Source organism: Bradyrhizobium sp. JHI2711 (assembly GCF_056156565.1).
The window spans coordinates 1,930,518-1,952,446 of record NZ_JBPZPT010000001.1 but is presented as its reverse complement, the minus strand read 5'-3'; the positions used below and the strand labels follow the sequence as shown (position 1 = coordinate 1,952,446).

At 64.8% G+C, this 21,929-nt stretch carries 14 protein-coding genes and 2 pseudogenes; 8 read left to right on the top strand and 8 right to left on the bottom strand.

Features of this window, described 5'->3' with window-relative positions:
- Window positions 1-88: 88 nt before the first annotated feature.
- Complete coding sequence (gene hpnO, locus ACTEK7_RS09205) at window positions 89-1,480, top strand: aminobacteriohopanetriol synthase HpnO (protein ID WP_036006078.1); 1,392 nt, start codon at window positions 89-91, stop codon at window positions 1,478-1,480.
- A 37-nt stretch (window positions 1,481-1,517) separates the two neighbouring features.
- Here hpnO and ACTEK7_RS09200 read toward each other — a convergent pair.
- Both ACTEK7_RS09200 and ACTEK7_RS09195 read right to left on the bottom strand, forming a co-directional pair.
- Window positions 1,518-2,397 (bottom strand): annotated as a pseudogene (locus ACTEK7_RS09200) (alpha/beta fold hydrolase).
- Window positions 2,398-2,409: 12 nt separating this feature from the next.
- Window positions 2,410-4,029: a GMC family oxidoreductase gene (locus ACTEK7_RS09195; RefSeq protein ID WP_225146040.1), complete on the bottom strand. Its 1,620-nt coding sequence runs from the start codon at window positions 4,027-4,029 to the stop codon at window positions 2,410-2,412.
- A gap of 171 nt (window positions 4,030-4,200) precedes the next feature.
- Between ACTEK7_RS09195 and ACTEK7_RS09190 the strand changes: the two genes are divergently transcribed.
- A complete protein-coding gene (locus tag ACTEK7_RS09190) occupies window positions 4,201-5,373 on the top strand; it encodes a M20 aminoacylase family protein (protein ID WP_225113506.1) in 1,173 nt (390 codons plus the stop codon).
- Between the two features lie 104 nt (window positions 5,374-5,477).
- Here ACTEK7_RS09190 and ACTEK7_RS09185 read toward each other — a convergent pair whose 3' ends face one another.
- A complete protein-coding gene (locus ACTEK7_RS09185; RefSeq protein WP_225146039.1) occupies window positions 5,478-6,920 on the bottom strand; it encodes a UdgX family uracil-DNA binding protein in 1,443 nt (480 codons plus the stop codon).
- Window positions 6,920-8,155, bottom strand: coding sequence for a putative DNA modification/repair radical SAM protein (locus ACTEK7_RS09180; RefSeq protein WP_225127265.1), 1,236 nt, complete (start codon window positions 8,153-8,155; stop codon window positions 6,920-6,922). The genes ACTEK7_RS09185 and ACTEK7_RS09180 overlap by 1 nt, the downstream gene beginning before the upstream one ends.
- Before the next feature lie 162 nt (window positions 8,156-8,317).
- Between ACTEK7_RS09180 and ACTEK7_RS09175 the strand changes: the two genes are divergently transcribed.
- Genes ACTEK7_RS09175 through ACTEK7_RS09165 form a run of 3 tightly spaced genes read left to right on the top strand, consistent with a single transcriptional unit; the run spans window position 8,318 to window position 14,059 of the window.
- Entirely contained in the window at window positions 8,318-9,106 is a 789-nt protein-coding gene (locus ACTEK7_RS09175; protein WP_225146038.1) for an ImuA family protein, read from the top strand.
- The gene (locus tag ACTEK7_RS09170) at window positions 9,003-10,598 is read left to right on the top strand and encodes a Y-family DNA polymerase (RefSeq protein WP_057027152.1); all 1,596 of its coding nucleotides are present in this window, start codon (window positions 9,003-9,005) and stop codon (window positions 10,596-10,598) included. Before ACTEK7_RS09175 ends, ACTEK7_RS09170 begins: the two co-directional genes overlap by 104 nt.
- Window positions 10,595-14,059: an error-prone DNA polymerase gene (locus tag ACTEK7_RS09165; protein WP_225146037.1), complete on the top strand. Its 3,465-nt coding sequence runs from the start codon at window positions 10,595-10,597 to the stop codon at window positions 14,057-14,059. Before ACTEK7_RS09170 ends, ACTEK7_RS09165 begins: the two co-directional genes overlap by 4 nt.
- A gap of 165 nt (window positions 14,060-14,224) precedes the next feature.
- Here ACTEK7_RS09165 and ACTEK7_RS09160 read toward each other — a convergent pair whose 3' ends face one another.
- Window positions 14,225-14,995, bottom strand: coding sequence for an SDR family NAD(P)-dependent oxidoreductase (locus ACTEK7_RS09160; protein ID WP_225146036.1), 771 nt, complete (start codon window positions 14,993-14,995; stop codon window positions 14,225-14,227).
- Window positions 14,996-15,195: 200 nt separating this feature from the next.
- On the bottom strand, window positions 15,196-15,483 hold the full coding sequence (locus ACTEK7_RS09155) for a hypothetical protein (protein ID WP_036006055.1): 288 nt from the start codon (window positions 15,481-15,483) through the stop codon (window positions 15,196-15,198).
- 90 nt (window positions 15,484-15,573) lie between these two features.
- Here ACTEK7_RS09155 and ACTEK7_RS09150 point away from each other — a divergent pair.
- From ACTEK7_RS09150 to ACTEK7_RS09140, 3 genes and pseudogenes are all read left to right on the top strand, one after another.
- Window positions 15,574-15,789 (top strand): annotated as a pseudogene (locus ACTEK7_RS09150) (CoA transferase); the annotation flags it as partial.
- Window positions 15,790-15,934: 145 nt separating this feature from the next.
- Window positions 15,935-17,185 carry an efflux RND transporter periplasmic adaptor subunit gene (locus ACTEK7_RS09145; RefSeq protein ID WP_225146035.1) on the top strand — a complete coding sequence of 417 codons (1,251 nt, stop codon included), beginning with the start codon at window positions 15,935-15,937 and terminating at the stop codon, window positions 17,183-17,185.
- A gap of 29 nt (window positions 17,186-17,214) precedes the next feature.
- The gene (locus tag ACTEK7_RS09140) at window positions 17,215-20,331 is read left to right on the top strand and encodes an efflux RND transporter permease subunit (protein WP_225146034.1); all 3,117 of its coding nucleotides are present in this window, start codon (window positions 17,215-17,217) and stop codon (window positions 20,329-20,331) included.
- Window positions 20,332-20,334: 3 nt separating this feature from the next.
- On the opposite strand, the gene ACTEK7_RS09135 is transcribed toward ACTEK7_RS09140, so the two are convergent.
- Window positions 20,335-21,297, bottom strand: coding sequence for an amidohydrolase family protein (locus tag ACTEK7_RS09135; protein ID WP_036006044.1), 963 nt, complete (start codon window positions 21,295-21,297; stop codon window positions 20,335-20,337).
- 52 nt (window positions 21,298-21,349) lie between these two features.
- Complete coding sequence (locus tag ACTEK7_RS09130) at window positions 21,350-21,907, bottom strand: P-loop NTPase family protein (RefSeq protein WP_225113499.1); 558 nt, start codon at window positions 21,905-21,907, stop codon at window positions 21,350-21,352.
- Between the last annotated feature and the right edge of the window lie 22 nt (window positions 21,908-21,929).

Below are 21,929 nucleotides of genomic sequence, written 5' to 3'. Positions count from 1 at the left end.
CGAAAAAGGGCAAAAGGCCGCACAGACCGTTTTCAGTAACGGTCCGTTTTCAGTTGACGAGACGGCCCTCAACCGAAGTATGTAGCGGATGCACAGCCCAAATCCAGACATGTCTCAGCTATTCGCGGACCGTCAGGCCCAGCGCAGCACCCTGCATAACCGGTATCTGAACGAGCAGTTCGTCCGGGTTCTCAAGACCATCGGCTACGATGTCGGCTTTCAGAAGGGGCATGGGCAGTATCTCTACGACCGTGAGGGCGCGCGCTATCTCGACCTGTTGTCCGGCTTCGGCGTGTTTGCGATCGGGCGCAATCATCCGGTCATGCGCGAGGCGCTCAAGAGCGTGCTCGATGCCGACCTGCCCAACCTCGTCCAATTCGACGTCTCGACGCTCGCAGGTGTGCTGGCTGAGCGCCTCCTGAAATACGTTCCCTATCTCGACAAGGCGTTCTTCGCCAATTCCGGCGCCGAATGCGTCGAGGCCGCGATCAAGTTCGCGCGCGGCGCGACGGGGCGTCCCGGCATCGTCTATTGCGCGCACGGCTATCACGGACTGACCTACGGCGCGCTGTCGCTGACCGGCGATGCCAATTTCCGCACCGGCTTCGAGCCGCTGCTGCCGGGCTGCACCGCGATCCCGTTCAACGACCTGGCGGCGCTGGAAAAGGCGCTGGCCTCGCGCGAGGTCGCAGCCTTCGTGGTCGAGCCGATCCAGGGCAAGGGCGTCAACATGCCCACCGACGAGTTCCTGCCCGGCGCGGCCGCGCTCTGCAAGAAATACGGCACGCTGTTCGTCGCCGACGAGATCCAGACCGGCATGGGCCGCACCGGCCGCTTCCTCGCGGTCGAGCACTGGAACGTCGAGCCCGACATGGTGCTGCTGTCGAAGTCGCTGTCGGGCGGCCACGTGCCGGTCGGCGCCGTGCTGACGCGCAAGAGCATCTTCGACAAGATCTTCAACCAGATGGACCGCGCGGTGGTGCACGGCTCCACCTTCTCCAAGAACGACCTCGCGATGGCCGCGGGCATAGCCACGCTCGACGTCATGGAATCGGAGAAGCTGATCGATGCGGCCGCCAAGCGCGGCGCCGAGCTGCGCCTCGCGCTGACGCGCATGGTGCCAGGCTACGAGCTGCTCAAGGAAGTCCGCGGCAAGGGCTTGATGATCGGTATCGAATTCGGCCCCCCGAAGTCGCTGCGCCTGCGGGCCTCCTGGAACGTGCTGGAGACCGCCAACAAGGGCTTGTTCTGCCAGCTCATCACCGTGCCGCTGTTCAAGGATCACAAGATCCTCACGCAAGTCGCCGGCCACGGCAGCCACACCATCAAGCTCTTGCCGCCGCTCACGATCACCGAGGAAGACTGCGCCTGGATCGAGCGCGCCTTCGACGATGTCATCGCCGGCAGCCACAAGGTGCCCGGCGCGATCTGGTCGCTCGGTAAGACACTGGTGGACAACGCCGTGCGACGGTCGGCCTAGAGACGATCGCTCAGGCCGCCTCGTCCGCGGCCGAAACTTACTCGGCAAACTCGCGCACGGCTTCCACCACGTGCTCCGGCACTTCCTGCGCGACGCTGGCCGGCATTCTCGAAAACCCGTGTGGTCACACCCTGGATCAGCGACACAGCGCGTCGCGCCATCTCCTTGTAGATTGGACCCGACTTCGCCGCTGTCGTGACGCGCACCGGGCAGTCGATCTCGCTGAGCATCGCGAACGGATTGCCGCGGCCATCCCCAATGTAGACCTGCTCCATCGCCTCGTAGATGGGAAGCAAGATCGCGGCTTCGATTTTGGGCGTGCAGCAGAGCCGGACGCGGCCGTCATCCAGGGGCGCGAAGCCGTGGCGCACATACGTCCGTAGCGAGGTTTCGGTCCAATCCGCAAACGCCGGTGCTGCGCGGTAACGTTCGAACACTGCGTCGGGACTGTCGAACTCGGCGCGTCGGCGTAGCGTGCCCTGCACGCGGGCGAGCGATTCTTCGCTCAATCCTCCGGAGCGCGCCGCGCGCGGGTCCATGACGGTCGGCTCCATCACGAACAGGCGTGCGAAGCGACCGGGCAGGAGTTTCGCCGCGAGAAGGAGATCGGTCGCACCCGCGCTGTGGCCGATCCCGTAGATGTCGCGGAGATCGAGCGTATCGACCACCCGGCAGATGTCGTCGGCGTAATCAAGGAAGTGATAGGCGCCGGGTTTGTGGCTTGCGCCATGACCGCGTCGGTCGAGGGCATAGACGGTGTAGGTCGATGCGAGCTCGCGCGCGACCTCGTGCCAGACGTCGGCGACGAAGCCGGTGCCGTGTACGAGCAGGGCAGGCGGCTTGCCGCTCTCGCCCCATTGCAGCATGGCGATGTTGGCCTCGGCCGGGCCGATCGAGAAGCGGTGCGGGTCGATCATGGTGGCAAGATGCTACTTGGCATCCTCCAGGATCATCGTGCTGCCCTTCTCCGCGATCATCGCGGTCGGCGTATTGGTGTTGCCCGAGGTGATCGTCGGCATGATCGAGGCATCGACAATGCGCAGGCCGTCGAGGCCGTAGAAGCGCAACCGCTCGTCCACCACCGCCATTGGATCGTTCGCCGTGCCCATCTTCGCGGTGCCGACGGGATGGAAAATGGTGGTGCCGATGTCGCCGGCGGCTTTCGCGAGGGAGGCATCGTCGTCGCCGACGGAGGGGCCGGGCAGATATTCGCTGGGGCGATATTTGGCCAGCGCTTTCTGCTGCATCAGGCGCCGCGTGGTGCGAATGGCGTCGGCGGCGACCTGGCGGTCGTCGTCGGTCGACAGGTAATTTGGCGCGATGATCGGCTTCTCGTCAGGCGTTGTCGCGCGCAACCGCACAGTGCCGCGCGAGGTCGGTTGCAGATTGCACGCGCTCACCGTGATCGCAGGGAAACGGTGCAGGGGATCGCCGAACTTGTCGAGCGAGAGCGGCTGCACGTGGAATTGGATGTTGGCGCGGGCGCGCGTCGCATCGGAGCGCGTGAAGATGCCGAGCTGCGACGGCGCCATGGTGAGGGGGCCGCGGCGGCGGACAGCGTAGTCGAGCCCCATCAGGCCGCGGCGCAACAGATTGTAATAGGTCTCGTTCAGCGTGCGCACGCCCTCGACCTTGTAGATCGCGCGCTGCTGCAGGTGATCCTGCAGGTTGCGCCCGACGCCGGGCTTGTCCATGACGATGTCGATGCCGAGCGGCGACAGCCAGTCGGCCGGTCCAATGCCGGAGCGATGCAGCACCTGCACCGAGCCGATCGAGCCTGCCGAGAGCACCACCTCGCGCTTTGCGCGCGCCTCGATGATCTCGCCGTTCTGGATGAAGCGCACGCCGACGGCGCGGCCCTGCTCGATGATGAGGCGGTCGACCAGCACGTGCTTCTCGAGCCGCAGATTGGGGCGCCTCAAGGCCGGCTTGAGGAAGCCGCGCGCCGAGGACCAGCGCCGGCCGCGCTTCTGGTTGACGTGGAAATAGCTGGTGCCTTCGTTGTCGCCGGTGTTGAAATCCGGGATGCGCTTGATGCCCATCTCCTCGGCGGCGTCACCGACCGCGTCGAGAATGGCCCATGACAGCCGCGGCGCCTCGATGCGCCAGCCGCCGCCGGCGCCGTGATGCTCGCTGGCGCCGAGGAAGTGGTCCTCGAGGCGCTTGAACAACGGCAGCACGTCGTCATAGCCCCAGCCGGTCAGGCCAAGCTGACGCCAATGATCGTAGTCGGCAGCCTGTCCGCGCATCGAGATCATGGCGTTGATTGCCGAGCAGCCGCCGATCACCTTGCCGCGCGGATAGGCCAGCGAGCGGCCGTTCAGACCGGGCTCGGCCTCGGTCTTGAACATCCAGTCCGAACGCGGATTGCCGATGGCGAAGAGATAGCCGACCGGGATATGGAACCAGATCCAGTTGTCGTCGCCACCAGCTTCAAGGATGAGAACGCGGTTGCCTGGGACAGCCGACAGCCGGTTGGCGACGATGCAGCCCGCGGTGCCGGCTCCGACGACAATGTAGTCAAACTCACCTTCAAGTCGCCTCGGCATTCTGCTTCCACCCGGATGGTCTCTTTGCTTTCCGTTAATAGGCAGACGCAGCCGACCGGGACAAGCCCGGCCATGCCGGGTGAACAGGGCTAGACCCCGATTGGCGGCGGTTGGGTGGACCGACGCTTGCATGGTAGACAGACCTGCATTTCCAACAGTTCGAGACCTTCCATGCCCATCGTGAACCGCGTCGCCGACCTTCAACCCGATATCCAGGCCTGGCGGCGGGACATCCATCAGCACCCCGAGCTGTTGTACGATGTCCACCGCACCGCAGCATTCGTTGCTGACCGGTTGCGGGAGTTCGGCTGCGACGAAGTCGTGACCGGTCTCGGCCAGACCGGCGTCGTCGGCGTAATCAAGGGCAACAAGCCAACCGGCGAGGGGCTCAAGGTGATCGGCATGCGTGCCGACATGGACGCGCTGCCGGTCGAGGAGCAGACCAATCTGCCTTACGCCTCCAAGATCCCCGGCAAGATGCACGCCTGCGGCCATGACGGCCACACCGCGATGCTGCTCGGCGCGGCCCGCTATCTCGCCGAGACGCGCAATTTCGCCGGCGATGCCGTGGTGATCTTCCAGCCCGCCGAGGAGGGTGGCGCCGGCGGCGCGGCCATGGTCAAGGACGGCCTGATGGAGCGGTTCGGCATCGAACAGGTCTATGGCATGCACAACGGCCCGGGCATCCCGGTCGGCTCGTTCGCGATCAGGCCAGGCCCCATCATGGCGGCGACCGACGAGGTCGACATCATGATCGAGGGCGTCGGCGGCCACGCCGCGCGTCCACACAAATGCATCGATTCCGTGCTGGTCGGCGCGCAGGTGATCACGGCCCTGCAGTCGATCGTCTCGCGCAGCGTCGATCCCCTGGAATCGGCGGTCGTATCGATTTGCGAATTCCACGCCGGCAACGCCCGCAACGTCATTCCGCAGACCGCGACCCTGAGAGGCACTATCCGCACGCTGTCGCCTGAGGTGCGCAAGCTGGTCGAGAAGCGCGTGCATGAGGTCGTGGCGGGCATGGCGCAGATCACGGGCGCCAAGATCGACCTGCACTACAAGCGCAATTATCCGGTCGTGAACAATCATGCGGCGGAGACCGAAGTGGCACGGCGCATCGCCACGCAGGTCGCGGGCGAGGCCCATGTCCACGAGATGGCGCCGCTGATGGGCGGCGAGGATTTCGCCTACATGCTGGAAGCGCGGCCCGGCGCCTTCATCTTCTGCGGCAACGGCGACAGCGCCGGCCTGCATCATCCCGCCTACAATTTCAACGACGAGGCGATCGTCTACGGCACGTCCTATTGGGTGAAGCTGGTCGAGGAGCAGCTCGCGGCGTCGTAGGACCGGGTCCGAAGCACAGATGAAGGGCCCGTGCATTCCACGGGTCCTTGTCTATTTGAGAAATCGGATCGTCGACAACGGCGTGAAGCCATTTCCCACTGTATTCACGCAGCCCGTGCGGCCTTCTTCTGCAGGCCGGCGGCGATCTTCAGATCTTCGACGAAGCGCCGATATTCCAGAACCTTGGCTTCGGGATCAGGCAGTCGCAGCAAATAGGACGGGTGCACGGTCACCAGCGCCTTGCGGCCTTCGGGAAGCTCGATCAGCCGGCCGCGGTTCTTGCCGATGGGGGTGATCTTGCCGAACACGCTCTGCGCGGCAGTGGCGCCCATTGCCACGATGAGATCGGGCTGGATTGTCGAAACTTCCCGCTCATACCATTGCCGGCACGCCCGGATCTCAGGTGTGTTCGGCTTCTGGTGCAGGCGGATCTTTCCGCGCGGCACGAATTTGAAGTGCTTCACCGCGTTGGTGACATAGACCTTCTTGCGGTCGACGCCGGCCTCCTCCAGTGCGCGATCGAGCATTTGCCCGGCCGGGCCGACGAAGGGATGGCCGGCGAGGTCTTCCTTGTCGCCGGGCTGCTCGCCGACCAGCATGATGTTGGCATTCTTCGGCCCTTCGCCGAACACGGTCTGTGTCGCGTCCTTGTAGAGATGGCAGGCGCGGCAATGCGCGGCCTCCTCGCGGAGCGTTTCGAGATCGTCGGCAGCTGACTTGCGTTTCATCGGAGCCTCCGGCCGCTTCTGAGGCTTGTGCGGATCGGTTGCGGCATTGGCGATCATGGCGCCGGTCATGCGCTCGGCGTCCTCGATCAAGGGCTTAATGATCGAAGCCTCGGGCAGGTTCCTCCAATATTTCTTCGGCATCTCGGCCTGCATCGCCTTCACCTTGAGCCGGGCCGGATTGAAGATGCTGGCATAGTAGCGCCGCCAGGTTTCCTCCAGCCGGTCTTCGCCCGGCGCGTCGCTCTTGCTGACGCCCGGCGTGAACGAGAGCGCATGGCCGTCCCAATGCGCGCAGAGGTCCGGCGTCAGGATCGACCAGGGCATGTCGGCAAAGCGCTTGGCGAAGAACGGCGCGGCGAGCTCGACGACGTGATGCTCCGGCTCGAACCAGGCGACGTAGTGCGCCTGGCGTTCCCGGCCGATCTCGCGGAAGCGCACGAAGGCATGCATCTTGTGCTCGTCGCGATAGACCGCTTTCGCCATGGCCGTGACAAGCGCGACATCGGGGTCGGTCGCGACCTCGATGAGATCGTGATTTTCCTTCAGCCGGAACAGCAGGCGATAGAGGATCGCAAAGCGCTCGCCGTCGCGATGCAGGATCGCCGCCTTGGCAAGCTCGACGAATTTTGCCGAGACGGTGAACGTGCCGTCGTTCACCTCGAGGATCGGAGACGGCGAGGACGGTGCGAACAGCTCGGCTTCGTGGCCCTGCACGGTCCAGGTGACCGCGCCGGGCGGCACGTGATGGAGCACGAGGCTGCGCGCGGCTTTGCGCCAGCCGTCGAAATCGGTTTCGGTGTCGAGCCTGATGTACTGCATCAGAAGCCAAATCCCAGTTGCGTTGCTTTCGGCTTGAACCGTTCGATCAACCCGGCGGCATCGAGACGATGCGGTGAGGGGCGGTGATCGCTGAGGACGATGAACGGCAGCGCCTTGTTGCGGGGCACATGCAGCCGCGCGAGATCGGCGAGGCGGATCGTGGTGGTGCGCCGCGTCGCGATGATGCGTTCGACCGTCCTGGTGCCGAAGCCCGGAACGCGCAGCAGCTCCTCGCGGCTGGCGCGGTTGACGTCGAGCGGGAAGCGGTCGCGGTGGCGCAGCGCCCAGGCCAGCTTGGGATCGATGTCGAGCGGCAGCATCGCGCTGTCGTCGACGATTTCGCCAACGTCGAAGCCGTAGAACCGCATCAGCCAGTCGGCCTGGTAGAGCCGGTGCTCGCGCAGCAGCGGCGGCGCGCGCAGGGGCAGCGCGCGGCTGGCATCGGGGATCGGGCTGAAGGCGGAGTAATAGACGCGCCGCAGCCGGTAGGCGCCGTAGAGATTGGCGCTGGTGTGGAGAATGGTGTGATCGGAGGCGCTATCTGCGCCGACGATCATCTGCGTGCTTTGTCCGGCGGGCGCGAAGCGCTGCGGTTTGGCCTTCGTCTTGGCGCTGCGGCTCTCCTCGGCCTCGTCCAGCTTCAGCCGCAGCCGGCCCATGGTGCGGCGGATCGCGCGCACGTCCTTCTCCGGCGCGAATTGCTGCAGGCTCGTCTCCTCAGGCATCTCGATGTTGATCGAAAGGCGGTCGGCATATTTGCCGGCCTCGGCGATCAGCGCGTCGTCGGCCTCGGGAATGGTCTTCAGATGGATGTAGCCGCGGAAATGATGCTCCTCGCGCAGCTTTCGCGCGACGCTCACCACTTGCTCCATCGTGTAATCAGGGCTGCGGATGATGCCGGAGGAGAGGAACAGGCCCTCGATGTAATTGCGCCGGTAGAAGTCGAGCGTGAGCTTGACCAATTCGTCGATGGTGAAGCGGGCGCGTGGGACGTTCGAGGAGGCGCGGTTGACGCAATAGAGGCAATCGTAATTGCAGGCGTTGGTCAGCAGCACCTTGAGCAGGGAGATGCAGCGTCCGTCCGGCGCGTAGGAATGGCAGATGCCCATGCCCGGCGCGGTCGAGCCCATGCCCTTGCCGTCGGTGGAATCCCGCTTCTCGGTGCCGCTGGAGGCGCAGGATGCGTCGTATTTGGCGGCGTCCGCCAGAATCTCCAGCTTGCGTTGTACGTCCATGTTTGAATCTCTTTGATTCCACTCATGAATCTTTGGATGCGCCAATTCGATTGACTCTGCCGGCGCCGTTAGCTTTATATTAGAACATATCATGAACAAATGAGCCAGCCGCTGGTTCTCTTTTTGAGAGCCATCGGCAATCACCTCTGAGGAGCGGCGAGCATGAGCGGCGCACGTATGAGCGCGCTTGCGATCCTGCGCGGCCAGATCGAGCGCATCGAGACGGCGGAAGTCGTGCATCCGCGCGATCGCATCGCGCTCGGCCATGGCGCGGCCGACGCCGCGCTGAAGGGCGGGCTCGCGCGCGCGGCGATCCACGAGGTGTTTTGCGAAGGGCGTCAGGGCGCGGCCGCGACGGGGTTTGTCATGGGCCTTGCGGGACGCGTGAGCGCGCGCCGGCCGCTATTGTGGGTGCGGCAAGATTTTTCGGAGCTCGAAACCGGCGCGCTGTCGATGAGCGGGCTATCCGAGCTCGGTCTCGATCCGCGCCGTGTGGTGATGGTGCGCGCCGCCGATGTCGAGAGCGCGTTGCGCACCTCGGCCGATGCGCTCGCCTGCGATGCGCTCGGCGCCGTCGTGCTTGAGCTCTGGGGCGAGACCAGGCAGTTCGATCTGGTGGCGAGCCGCAAGCTGACGCTGGCCGCGCAAGGCTCGGGCGTGACCGGCCTCTTGCTGCGGATGGCCGCGCAGCCGCTGCCCTCGACCGCGGAGACACGATGGATGCTGCGTGCGGCGCCTTCGCCGCCGGGCTCGGTGTGGAGTGCCTGGGGCGCGCCGGTGTTCGATGCCGAGCTCTTGCGCAATCGTCATGGCCCCTGCGGCCGGTGGATCATGGAATGGAATTGTGATGAGTGCCAGTTCAGTGAACCGTCGACGTATCCTCAGCCTGTGGCTGCCGCGCCTGCCCATCGACAGGATCCAGCGGTTCTTCAGCAGCGCCGGGCTGGGTAAAACCAACCATGAGCCGAGCATTGTCGTCATCAAGGACAACAATGCGCTGGTGATCCATGCGCTGGACGAGGCCGCCGAGCGCCTCGGCCTGTATATCGGCCAACCGCTGGCCAATGCGCGGGCGATGTGCCCGGATTTGCGTGTGTTCGACGCCGATACCGTGGCCGATACGAAGACGCTCAGCGACATCGCCGATTGGTGCGACCGCTTCACGCCGCTGGTGGCGCTCGATCCACCGCACGGGCTGTTCCTGGACATCACCGGTTGCGCGCATCTGTTCGGCGGCGAGGCCGCGCTGTTGCGGACATTGGTCCGGGCGCTCGACCGGCAAGGCTTTGCCGTCAGCGCGGCGATCGCGGGCACCTCGGTCTGCGCCCGCACGCTGACGCGGCAGGTATCCGGCACCATTGTGGCCGATGGCGGCGAGGCGGAGGCGATCAGGTCGTTTCCAGTCTCCGCGCTCGGTGCGGGTGAAGCCATCACCACCGGCCTGCGCCGTGCCGGGCTGAAGACCATCGGCGACGTCGCCTCGCGCAGCGCCTCCGAGATCACGGCGCGGTTCGGCGCGCGCTTCTCCACGCTGCTCGCCCATGCGCTGGGGCAGGGTGATGCGCCGATCAGCCCGCGCAAACCGCTGCCCGACTACATCGTGGAAAAACGCTTTGCCGAGCCGATCGCGACCGACACCATGATCGCGATGACGCTGTCGCGGCTCGCCGACACGTTGATCGCGTCCATGGAGAAGCAGGGCAAAGGCGCGCGGCGGCTTGAAGCCGCGTTCTTCCGCACCGACGGCGTGGTGCGCACGATCACGGTCGAGACCGGACGTCCCGTGACCAGAAGCGCCGTGGTCGACCGCTTGTTCCGCGAGCGGCTCGATGCCCTCGCCGATCCCCTCGATCCCGGTTTCGGCTTCGACATGGTGCGATTGTCGGCGAGCCGCACCGAGATCGTGGTGCAGGAGCAGCGCGATCTCGATGCCCATGTCCACGACAATGACGAACTCGCGGCGCTGATCGACCGCATCGCCGCGCGGATCGGCGGCAGGCGTGTCGTCGTGCACCTGCCGCAGGATACCCACATCCCCGAAAGCGCGGTGCTGGCCGCATCGGCGCAGCATCATCTCGCTGCTGCCATGCAGGCCGAATGGCCGGCGCGCGTCGCGAGCGAGCCGCCGCTGCGTCCCTTGCGGCTGTTCGACAAGCCGGAGCCGATCAAGGTGCCGTTCGCGACCGTGCCAGACGGTCCGCCGCATCAATTCACCTGGCGGCGCGCGCTGCATGCGGTGGTGCGGGTAGAGGGGCCCGAGCGCATCGCGATGGAATGGTGGCGGCAGGACGGCAAGCAGCTGACGCGGGATTATTTCCGCATCGAGGATGCCGAAGGCCTGCGCTTCTGGATCTTTCGCGACGGTCTCTATGAAGGCGAGGTGTTCGACGGTGACGGCAAGCCTGCGTCTCCCGGCTGGTATGTGCACGGTCTCTTCGCATGAATACGCTTAGCTATGCCGAGATCGGCATCACCACCAATTTCTCCTTCCTGCGCGGCGGCTCGGATCCGCGCGCCTATGTGCATCAGGCGAGCAAGCTCGGGATTCCCGCGATCGGCATTGCCGACCACAACACGCTTGCCGGCGTGGTGCGCGCCTATCAGGAGCTCGACAATGACGAGGTGCTGCACAAGCCGAAACTGTTGATCGGCGCTCGCATCGTCTTCATCGACGGCACGCCCGACATCCTGGTCTATCCACGCGATCGCGCGGCCTATGGCCGGCTGTGCCAGCTCCTGACAAGGGGCAAGCGTGGCGATGACATCATGCGGATCGAAAAGGGCGAGTGTCATCTCAGGCTTGACGATCTCCTGGAATTCTCGGAAGGCCAGCTCCTGGTGTTGACGCTGCCGCATCGTTTCGAGCTGGCGCGGGCGCTGGATGTCCTCGCAAAGCTGAAGGCGAGCCGTGCCGAGGGCGTGTGGCTGGCGGCGAGCCTGCTCTATCGCGGCGACGACAAGCGTCGCCTCTTGCGGCTCGATGATCTCGCCGCAAAGGCAAAGGTGCCGCTGCTCGCAACCAATGAGGTGCTGTATCACGATCCCCGCCGCCGTCCGCTCCAGGACGTGCTGACCTGCATCCGGGAAAAGACCACGATCGAGGCGATTGGGCGGAAGTTAGAGGCCAATGCCGAGCGCTTCCTGAAGACGCCGCGTGAAATGGCGCGGCTGTTCCGCGATTTTCCCGAGGCGATTGCGCAGACCATGCGCTTTGCGGACGCAATCGAGTTCTCGCTCGATCAGCTGAAGTATCAATATCCCGACGAGCCGGTACCGCCGGGCAAGACCGCGCAGGGGCATCTGGAGGACCTGACCTGGGCGGGCGTCGACAAATATTTCGGCGGCAAGATCGACGACAAGCTGCGCGCGACCCTGAAGAAGGAGCTCGCGCTGATCGCCGAGCTGAAATACGCGCATTACTTTCTCACCGTGCACGATATCGTCCACTACGCGCGCAGCCAGAACATTTTGTGCCAGGGCCGCGGCTCGGCGGCGAACTCGGCCGTGTGCTACGTGCTCGGCATCACCTCGGTCGACCCGACCAAGGTGGACCTCTTGTTCGAGCGCTTCATCTCCAAGGAGCGGCTGGAGCCGCCCGACATCGACGTCGATTTCGAGCATTCGCGCCGCGAGGAGGTGATGCAATATGTCTATCGCCGCTACGGCCGCCACCGCGCCGCGATCATCGCCACCGTCATTCATTATCGCCCGCGCAGCGCCATCCGCGACGTCGGCAAGGCGCTCGGCCTGACCGAGGACGTCACCGCCGCGCTCGCCGACACCGTCTGGGGCAGCTGGGGCAAGGGCCTCAACGACATGCAGGTCCGGCAGGCCGGACTCGATCCCGGCAATCCCATGATCAACCTCGCGGTCGAGCTTGCGACCGAGCTGATCGAATTCCCGCGCCATCTCTCCCAGCATGTCGGCGGCTACGTGCTGACCCAGGACCGGCTCGACACCTATGTGCCGATCGGCAATGCCGCGATGGACGACCGCACCTTCATCGAATGGGACAAGGACGACGTCGATGCGCTTCATATGATGAAGGTCGACGTGCTGGCGCTCGGCATGCTGACCTGCATCAGGAAATGTTTCGATCTGATCGACCAGCACAAGGGCGAGCGTTTTATGCTGGCGAGCGTCCCGCAGGACGACCCCAGGGTTTACGACATGCTGTGCCGCGGGGAATCGCTCGGCGTGTTCCAGGTCGAGAGCCGCGCCCAGATGAACATGCTGCCGCGGCTGAAGCCGCGCACCTTCTACGATCTCGTCATCGAGGTCGCGATCGTGCGCCCCGGGCCGATCCAGGGCGACATGGTGCATCCTTATTTGCGGCGGCGGAACGGGCTGGAAAAGGTGAGCTATCCGTCTCCGTCGCCGGAGCATGGCGACAAGGACGAACTCTACAAGGTGCTGCACAAGACGCTCGGTGTCCCGCTGTTCCAGGAGCAGGCGATGCGCATTGCGATCGAGGCCGCGCATTTCACCTCCGAGGAAGCCAACGGCCTGCGCCGCTCGATGGCGACCTTCCGCAATGTCGGCACCATCGGCCAATATGAGGAGAAGCTGATCGGCAACATGGTGGCGCGCGGCTACGATCCCAACTTCGCCAAAAGCTGCTTTGACCAGATCAAGGGATTTGGCTCCTACGGCTTTCCGGAGAGCCATGCCGCGAGCTTTGCACAGCTGGTCTACATTTCGTCGTGGCTGAAGCACTATCATCCCGACGCCTTCTGCTGCGGTCTGTTGAATTCGCAGCCGATGGGCTTTTATGCGCCGGCGCAGATCGTCAGCGACGCCCGCAAGAACGGCGTCGAGGTGCGCGACATCGACGTGTCCTACAGCTTTGCACAGAACACGCTGGAGGAGGGGAGCGGTCAGTATTGCGCCGTGCGCCTCGGCTTTCGCCAGATCGATGGATTCCACTGGCTGGACGAGGATGAGGAGCGCCTGAAGCGCTCTCAGTCGTCATTCCGGGGCGCGCGTAGCGCGAACCCGGAATCCATCGCGCCGCATACGCCTGGCGGAGGAATGGATTCCGGGCTCGACGCTGACGCGTCGCCCCGGAATGACGGTGTGGAGAGAGTACCCGATTGGGCCGACCGCATCGTCGCCGCGCGTAACCGTCGTCCCTTCACCTCGCTAGAGGATTTCGCCCGCGACACCGGTCTGCCCAAGCGCGCGCTGATCCTCTTGGCGGATGCCGATGCGTTCCGCTCGCTCGGGCTCGACCGCCGCGAAGCGCTGTGGCAGGTGCGGCGGCTGCCCGACGACGTGCCGCTACCGCTGTTCGAGGCGGCGACCGCGCGCGAGCAGCCGGACGAAGGCGCAAAACCGCTGCCGGCGATGCCGCGCGCCGAGCAGGTGGTCGCGGACTACCAGACCATCCGCCTGTCGCTGAAGGGCCATCCGATGGAATTCCTGCGCCAGATGTTTACGCGCGAGCGTATCGTCGCCTGCAAGGAGATCAGCCATGAGAATGAGCGGCGCCGCGTCCGCTGCGCCGGCGTAGTGCTGGTGCGGCAGCGGCCGGGCAGCGCCAGCGGCGTCGTGTTCATGACGCTGGAGGACGAAACCGGCATCGCCAATGTCGTGGTGTGGCCCAAGATCATGGAGCAGTACCGGAAAGAAGTGATGGGCGCGCGCCTCATCCTGGTCGAAGGCTACATCCAGAGCAGCCCGGAGAAGGTGACGCATCTCATCGCCCAGCGCATGGTCGATCGCTCGCACGATCTGGTCGGATTGGCCAACGATGCGCTCGGCCGCAAGCATCCGCTGCCCGCAGGCGCCACCGTGGTCGAACCGCTGAACGAAGACCCTCGCGCGCTTACGGACATGCCCGCGCAAAAAATCCGTCACCCCCGCAACGTCCGTATCCTGCCGCCCTCGCGGGATTTTCATTGAGCGAGCGCGGGCTACTGCCGACGTTTGTTGCGATGATTGCGCCTCATTCTCAGTCGTCATGCCCGGGCTTGACCCGGGCATCCACGTCTTTCGGAGTGCGCAGCAGTGCGTGGATGGCCGGGTCAAGCCTGGCCATGACGGAGGAGAGAGCTCGGCAAGCTGCCCTCAAAAATTCACCCGGTTCGAGATGGCGCCATCCACGACCAGATTCGATCCCGTGGTGAACCCCGACACCGGGCTCGCCAGAAACACCGCCGCGCTCGCGATGTCCTGCGGCGTTGCCATGCGGCCGGTCGGGTTGCGCTTCATCGCGTCCTGGTACCGCTCCGGCATGTTCTTCTCGATCATCTCCCAGACGCCGCCTTTGAAATAGACGGTGCCGGGCGACACGACATTCACGCGGATCTTCTTCTTCGCGTATTGCCGCGCCAGTCCCTTGGCCATGTGGATCAGCGCGGCCTTGATCGGGCCGTAGGAGCTGGCCGTGTCCGCCTGCGCCGCGGAGATCGACGAGATGATCACGAAGGCCGCATCGCCGCTGCCGGCGCCGCTTGTCTCGAGGAATGGCCGGGCGGCGTCGAAGGCATGCACGGCGCCGAGCAGGTCGAGGCGGAAATTCTGCTCCCAGGACGCCGGATCGTGCCCTTGCGCCATTGCGCCGGCATTGGAGAATAGCAGGTCGATGCCGCCGAGCTCTTTTGCTGCAGCCTCGATCCAGCTTTTGAGCGCCGCGCCGTCGGTGACGTCGACCGCGCCGCCGGTGGCATTGATGCCGCTCGCCTTCAGCTCAGTGACGGTTGCCGCAACCTGATCGGCGTTGCGCGCGCACACCGCGACATTGGCGCCTTCGCCGGCCAGCGTCGCCGCAATCGCCCGCCCGATGCCACGCGTGCCGCCGAGCACCACAGCGTTCTTGCCTTTGAGACCGAGATCCATTGTTGGCTCCTTTTTGTTGGTGCTGCGAGTGTAGCTGTTTCGCGAGGCGCCCAGAAGCCTCCACGTCGTCATTGCGAGCCACCGGGTCCGCGCAAAGCGCGGCCCGATGACAGGCTCCGCGAAGCAATCCAGAAATGCATCCGCGGAAGGATCCTGGATTGCTTCGTCGCAAGGGCTCCTCGCAATGACGCGGAGAGACTTCACTCCGGCGCCGCTCCCACCGGCGGGCCGCCGGGCGGGCGGTGCAGGAAGGTCAACGAGGCATAGGCGCCGGCCCAGGAGCCGATTGCGGCAAAGGCAACGTAGAAGACGTTCTCGGTGTAGCTGATCACGGCGTAAGAGGAGAGCAGGTACCAGACCGCGCTCCAGTTCGCCGCCGGGATGCGCTTGCGCGCGATCACGGCCGAGGTGAACATGACATAGACGGCGTCGGTGGCCGCCGTCGCGATGAACACGGCACCTGCGATGAGGGGATCGATGGCGGCCATTGCAATCCTTTCTGCGATCATGACACGGTCGCGAAAAGTACAGCAAATGAGCGGGGAGAGAAGCAGCGATGCAGAGCCCCGCCGACATTCTGGCTGTGGAATCTCGGTCGGCTCGAGGGCGGATTGAATACCCCCGATGTCCCGGGACAGGCCGTACATGCTGCGTTCATAGAGCACATGCAATCTGGCTTCGGCACGTTGAAGGCGGTGCAGCATTCCGCTCGGCTGTCGAAGACGCCGGCGCAATGGAGCCGCCCGGCGATGCCGCTCGGCAGTCATTCGGCACAATGGCCGGGCCGAAGCTGACATGAAGCTGACAAGTCCCAGAATTTTAACGCAAACGGAAAGGGCCGACGCGTTTTTTAGGTTGTTTGAACTCCCAATTCGGCACTATTAGCGCGACCGATGAGGCAATCATTTGCCGAGATCGTCGCAGACACGACCGGGCCCCATGGCAGTTGAGAATACCAAGCGATTGCACGTGATTGCAAAACAACGGGTGATCGCATTCGTAGTCTTACTAGCTGTCGCCGGCGCCGGTGTCGGAGCGTACGGCTTGTTCTCTTCGGGCCCGAAGGCAAAGAAGCACTCCGAGATCTCCAGCCAGTCGCGCAGAAACGCGCAGACCTTCACGCCGACACCGTCCGAATGGGCGACGTTGACGATCGAGCCGGTCGCCGCCAGGAGCTTCCGGGCCGAGTATGTCACCGAGGGTAAGGTCGCGGTCGACGAGGATCGTTCGACGCCGGTGTTCTCGCCCTATGCAGGCCGTGTCACCAAGCTGCTCGCCAAGCCCGGCGAGACGCTGAAGCAAGGTCAACCGCTGTTTACGATCGAGGCCGCCGACACCGTGCAGGCCCAGAACGATTTCATCGCGGCGATGACCTCGCAGAACAAGGCGAAGTCGGCGCTCGAGCTTTCCGACATCCAGTTCAAGCGCGCCAAGGACCTCTACGAGGGCCATGCCATTCCGCTCAAGGATTACCAGCAGGCGGAAGCGGCCCAGGTGCAGGCGCAAAACGACATGCGCTCCTCGGTGGCGGCGCTGGAAGCCGCGCGCAACAAGCTGCGCATCCTCGGCTTCACCGACGAAGCCACCAAGACGTTCCAGGAAAAGGGCGTCATCGATCGGGAGATCACGATCTACTCGCCGATCTCCGGCACGGTCGTGCAGCGCAAGATCGGCCCGGGCCAATACGTCAATTCCGGCGCCAGCGATCCGGTCTTCGTGGTCGGCGACCTCTCCACGGTCTGGCTCACCGCCTTCGTGCGCGAGAGCGATGCGGCCGCGGTGTGCATCGGGCAGGACATCACCGTCAATGTGATGGCGCTGCCGGGCCGTCCGTTCAGCGCCAAGATCAACTACGTTGCTGCCGCGATCGACCCCGCCACCCGCCGCCTGCAGGTCCGCGCCACGATCGACAACAAGGACGGGCTGCTCAAGCCGGAAATGTTCGCGAACGTCACGATCTATTCGGCCGGCGACCGCGCCGCGCCGGCGGTGCCGAAGCATGCGCTGATCTACGAGGCCGACAAGGTCCGCCTCTGGGTCGCGCGCGAGGACAAGTCGGTCGAGCTGCGCCAGATCAAGATCGGTCTCATCAACGGCAACCTCGTCGAGGTCACCAGCAATCTGAAACCCGGCGAGCAGATCGTCACCAAAGGCAGTTTGTTCATCGACCGCGCGGCGTCCGGCAGCTGATCGACGACCCAAGAAAATTGAAGACCTGAATGGATCGTCTCGTTGCCCTTGCCGTCAACCGGCGTTTCCTGATGGTCGGCATGTTCGTCGCCGTGCTGATCGGCGGCTCGATCGCGTTCAACCGGCTCAACATCGAAGCCTATCCCGATCCGACTCCGCCGATGGTCGACATCGTGACGCAGAGCCCGGGCCTGTCGGCGGAAGAGATCGAGCGCTACATCACGATCCCGATCGAGACCCAGGTTGCCGGTCTGAAGAACGTCACGACCATCCGTACCATCTCGCTCTACGGCCTCTCCGACGTCAAGATCCAGTTCTCCTTCGCCTACACCTATGACGAGGCGTTGCAGCAGGTCTTGAACCGCCTGGCTCAGCTTGCGCCGCTGCCCGGCAACGTGCAGCCGCAGATCTCGCCGCTCAGCCCGATCGGCGAGATATTCCGCTACCGTCTCGTCGGGCCGCCGAACTACAGCGTGCTCGACCTCAAGACCATTCAGGACTGGATCCTGCAGCGCCGCTTCCGCGCCGTGCCGGGAGTCATCGACGTCACCGGCTGGGGCGGCAAGAGCAAGACCTACGAGATCCAGGTCGACTTCAACAAGCTGGTCGCTAACGGGTTGACGTTGCCGCAACTGCTGCAGGCGGTCGGCAATTCCAACGTCAATGTCGGCGGTAACACCGTTGATATCGGCCAGCAATCGGCGGTGGTGCGCGGCGTCGGCCTGATCCGCTCGATCGACGACCTCGCCAACACCATGGTGGCGCAGACCGGCGGCAATCCGGTGCTGGTGAAGGACGTCGCCACCGTCACCGTCGGTCAGAAGCCACGTCTCGGCATTGCCGGCCTCGACGATTCCGACGACATCGTGCAGGGCATCGTCCTGATGCGGCGCGGCGAGCAGAGCTCGCCGACCATCAGGCGCGTCCACGAGCTCGTTCAATCCATCAACAACTCCAGCATCCTGCCGCCCGGCGTGCGCATCGAGCGCATCTACGACCGCGGCGACCTGATCGAGCTCACCACCCACACCGTGCTGCACAACATGGTGGTGGGCATCCTGCTGATCGTGCTGTTGCAGTGGATCTTCCTCGGCGATCTCCGGAGCGCGCTGATCGTCGGCGCCACCATCCCGTTCGCGCTTTTTTTTGCGGTCATCATCCTGGTGCTGCGCGGGGAATCGGCCAACCTTCTGTCGGTCGGTGCGATCGATTTCGGTCTCATTGTCGATGCCACCGTGATCATGGTGGAGGCGATCTTCCGCCGCCTGACGCAAACGACACCGATGTCGGAATCCGAGCATATGTCGCCCGAGACGCTGTTCGGCATGAAGAGCCATGCCATCCTCAGCGCGGCGGCCGACGTCTCGCGATCGATCTTCTTCGCCGCGGCGATCATTATCGCGGCGTTCCTGCCGCTGTTCACGCTCTCTGGCGTCGAGGGCAACATCTTCGGACCGATGGCGCGGACCTATGCCTACGCACTGGCCGGCGGCCTGCTTGCCACCTTCACCGTGACTCCCGCGCTGTCCGCGATCATCCTGCCGGCGCATGTCGAGGAGACCGAGACGAAGGTGATGCTGATCCTGCACCGGCTCTACATGCCTGTGCTGAATTGGGCGGTCGCCAACCGCAACATCGTCCTCGGCGCCGCGGTCGGTCTGGTGTTGATGACGGTCGCGCTCGCCCGGCTGCTCGGCCTCGAATTCCTGCCGAAGCTGGAGGAGGGCAACCTCTGGATCCGCGCTACGCTGCCGCCGACCATCTCGCTTCAGGAAGGCAACAGCTACGTCAATGAGATGCGCAAGGTGATCCGCGCCCGGCCCGAGGTCGAATCCGTCGTCTCGCAACACGGCCGTCCCGACGACGGTACCGACGCCGCCGGCTTCTTCAACGCCGAGTTCTTCGCGCCGCTGAAGCCCGTGAGCCAGTGGCCCGGTACCCGCGACAAGGAAGAGCTGACCGCGCAGCTGCTCAAGCAGCTCGACGATCGCTTTCCCGGCGTCGAGTTCAACTTCTCGCAATATCTCCAGGACAACGTCTCCGAAGCCGTCTCCGGCGTGAAGGGCGAGAACTCGATCAAGCTGTTCGGAAGCGATCTCCAGGCTCTCACCGACACCGCCAACAAGATCAAGTCCGTGCTCGCCACCGTGCAGGGCGTCACCGACCTTGCGGTGTTCACCTCGCTGGGCCAGCCGACCGTTCAGATCGACATCGACCGCGCCAAGGCGGCGCGCTACGGCCTTGCACCGGGCGACATCAACGCGACCATCAAGGTCGCGATCGGCGGCGACACCGCCGGCGACCTCTATGAGCCCGGCAGCGACCGCCACTTCCCGATTATCGTGCGCCTCGCGCCGGAATACCGCCGCAGCGCCGAGGCGATCCAGAATTTGCGGATCGGCGCGCCCGGGCCGAACGGCTCCGTCACGCAGATCCCCTTAAGCGAGGTCGCGACCATCAGCCTCGTCTCGGGTGCGGCCTACATCTATCGCGAGCAGCAGGAGCGTTATCTGCCGATCAAGTTCTCGGTGCGCGAACGCGATCTCGGCAGCGCGATCCGCGAGGCGCAGGACAAAATCGCCGCGCAGGTGCAGCTGCCGCCGGGCTCGCACATGGAATGGGTCGGCGAGTTCGGCAACCTCCAGGACGCGATCCGGCGGCTCTCGATCGTGGTGCCGATCTCGCTGGCGCTGATCGGCGTGCTGCTCTGGTTTAATTTCGGCTCGATGACCGACACACTGCTCGCGATGAGCGTGATCCCGATGGCGATCTTCGGCGGCGTGCTCGGCCTCCTGATCTCGGGCACCGCGTTCAGCGTCTCCGCGGCGATCGGCTTCATCGCGCTGTTCGGCATCGCGGTGATGGACGGCATCATCATCCTGTCGCAGTTCAACCAGCTGATCGAAGAGGGCATGGACCGCAGGAGCGCGGTGGTACGCACCGGCGAGCTGCAGCTCCGGCCGGTGCTGATGACCTGTGTCGTCGCAGGCGTCGGCCTCCTGCCGGCAGCGCTGTCCGAAGGCATCGGCTCGCAGGTGCAGAAGCCGCTCGCGGTTGTCGTCGTCACCGGCATGATGCTGGCGCCGGTCGTGATTCTGGTGACCTTGCCGGTGCTGATCTCCTTCTTCTCCCGCCGCGCGCGCTGACCCTCAGAACCCGTAGAGCCGCGCCGGATTGTCGACCAGGATCTTCTTGCGCACCTCGGCATCCGGCGCCCACACCGGAAGCTGGTTGAGCAGGCGGCCGTCGTCGATCTGATAGAGCGGCGCGATGTCGGTGGGCTTGCGGCCCTCGACGCGGCTCGAATCCGGATGCGGCCAGTCGGTGCCCCAGACGATGCGGTCAACATTGGCCGCGATCAGCGCGCGGGCATAGGGCACCATGTCCTGATAGTCGGGCGCCAGCTTCGACGAGCGATAGGCGCCCGAGATCTTCACATAGGCCTTGCCGGACTTCACCAGCGCGACGAGGTCGGAGAAGCCCGGCTGCTCCAGCCCGAGCGAAGCGTGAAGGCCGCCGAAATGGTCGAACACGACCGGCACCGGCGCCGTCTCGACGAGGTCCTTGATCGCGGAGATCATGGCCAGCGTGGTGTAGAGCTGTACGTGCCAGCCGCGCGCCTTCATGCGCTCGACGGCGGCGGTGAAGCGCGGCCGGCCGACATTGGGGTCGTTGACGCCGCCGGTCGCCAGATTGAGGCGGATGCCGCGGAAGCCGTCCTGGTGCATCGTATCGAGCGCGCTCTCCGGCGTCTTGTCGTCGATCACGGCGACGCCGCGCGCGGTCGCGCCGCGCGCCTTCATGCCGAACAGCGTGGAGGAATTGTCGGTGCCGTAGACGCTCGGCGTCACGATCACCACGCGCTCGATATGCAGCGCCTTGTGCAGCGCCGCCATTTCTTCCGGCGAAGCCGGCTCCGGCGTATAGACGCGGCCAGTGAAGAACGGAAATTTTTCGACATCGCCGTGAATGTGGGTGTGGCAGTCACAGGCATGCGCCGGCACATCGAAATTGATCGGCGTCGCAGGCTGCGCCGCGCGGGCATGGGCTTTGCTGGTCATTGCTACTCCGGCCGCAAGGGAGGCAAGCAGGACGCTGCGTCGGCTGAGCACGATTTCTCTCCCGGTCTGTTTTTTTATCGGCGAGTGGGAGGAGAATATCACATCAGCCGGGTAACCGCTCCGCTTCGCTGCATAGCTGCTCGACAAGCTCCGCAAGCGGACGTGAGCCGTCCACGCGTACGACCGGGCAGGGCAGGCCGGCGAGCCAGGCTTCGTGCTTGGCGAGACTGCGGCCTTCGCGATCGCCGGCTTCGTAATGGGAGGCCCATTCGACGAAGTCTTCGGTCTCGCCATGGCGCCAGCCGCCCGGCGCGACGGCATCAGCGCCGAAATGGGCGGCTTCGCGGGCGCGCAATCGCTTCATACGAATCTCGCGCGGCGCGGTCACGAAGACGACCAGGTCGAAGTACGAAACGAGCTCTTCGCCCCAGCCGGTGACGGACCCGCTCAGCACCCAGTCGAGACGCGGCAAGAACATCTCGTGCATCAGGCGCAGGCGGTCGGCGGCCGGGCGGGTCGTCCGATAGGGCGGCACGGTGGGCAGCCAGAAATAGTCGTCGCTGTCGTGATGCGGCAGCGCAAGCTGCCCCGCGAGCGCACGACCGATCGTGGTCACGCCGCAGCCCGAGGCTCCCATCAGATGGATGCGGCGGCTTTTCATCGGCATCCACCAGAGAGATTTG